Genomic DNA, 1,352 nt, shown 5'->3' with positions numbered 1-1,352 from the left:
CGCGCAGGCACTGTCGGGTGGTCCGCCCTGCCGCTTGCGCCGGCCTGTCTTGCGGTAGCCGTTCTTCTCGCTGTTGGTCTTCACCCGAGGTGGAGGTCGGCTCTCCTGCATCTCCTTCACCTGGGCCAGCACCGCACTCAGCCGCTTGTTCTCCACAACGTCGGCCTGGGTGACCCGCTGGTCCTTGTCGAAGGCCCGATAAGACAAGGCCACCCCCTTCCATCGCACCTCCAGACGGCCATCGGCGAAGGCGTAGGTGTCGACATACTGGCCAACCAGCCCCCGCGTCAGCTCCGTCTCCTCCAGCATGATCAGCTTGCGCTCGTAGGACAGCGTCAGCTGCTGCCCGACATGGCGCTGTTCGCGCCAGCACAGCACCTGGCGCAGCCGATCCGGCGCGATGTTCAACGGCCGGTGCAGATCGTCCGGCCGGGAAGGGGGCAGGGCAAAGCGGGCGTTGAAGCGCTCGACGAAGCCGGGCAGGAAGGCGTTGCCCGCCTCGATGCCGGTGATGCCGGTCAGCCGCAACTCCTTCACCAGCCGGTCCTGCAGCGTCCGGTTCACCCGCTCGACCCGCCCTTTGGCTTGGCTGGAGTTGGCACACAGGATCTCGATGTTCAATTCCGCCAAGGCCCGGCCGAACTGCGTCATGCCCTGGCCGCCCTTTGCCTCGCGCTGTGGAACCCGGAACACCGTGGCTTTGTCCGAGTAGAAGGCCAACGGTCGGCCATGGGCGTTCAGATAGCCCTCCAGCGCCTCGAAGTAGGAAAAGGCGCTCTCCGATTGAGCGAAGCGAAGCTGCATCAGCTGGCCTGTCGCATCGTCGATGAACACCAGAAGCGTGCAGGGATCGGCGCGATCCTCGAACCAGCGGTGCTCGCTGCCGTCGATCTGGATCAACTCGCCGAACCGCTCGCGGCGCAGCCGGGGAGGGTGGAACTGCCGGCGCTGCCGACGCGATAACCACAGACCAGCGTCCGTCATCCACTGGCGCAACGTCTCGCGCGAGACCGTCAGCCCATGCTTGTCCCTCAGCATTTCCGCCGCCAGGGTCGGGCCGAAATCGCCATACCGGCTGCGAACCAACTCCAGCGCCCGCTCGCGCACCTCATCGCCAAGCCGCCGGTTCGATGGACGGCCGCGCCCCCGGTGAACCAAAGCACCGCCGCCACCGGCCTTGTAGCGCGCCAGAAGCCGCCACACCTGACGCTCGCTCAAAGCCAAAACCGACGCCGCCGATCCGATCCCACGGCGACCGCTTAGCACCTCGCCGAGAACCTCGACCCGTTGCAAGTCTCGTTCGCTCATCGTGATCCAGCCCATCGCCAGCCTCCCAGCCGTCGAAAACGGGA

The 1,352-nt window shown here is 66.3% G+C and carries 1 protein-coding gene; it reads right to left on the bottom strand.

Going from position 1 to position 1,352, the window contains the following annotated elements; all coding sequences use genetic code 11:
* Positions 1–1,323: ISNCY family transposase (locus FZ983_RS33850; protein ID WP_149229096.1), on the bottom strand; the 1,323-nt coding region annotated here is incomplete at its 3' end.
* Positions 1,324–1,352: the final 29 nt, after the last annotated feature.

Source organism: Azospirillum sp. B21 (assembly GCF_008364825.1).
In the GTDB taxonomy this organism is placed as follows: Bacteria; Pseudomonadota; Alphaproteobacteria; order Azospirillales; family Azospirillaceae; genus Azospirillum.
Note: the sequence above shows the minus strand (reverse complement) of the source record. Positions and strands in the feature narration are given on the sequence as shown.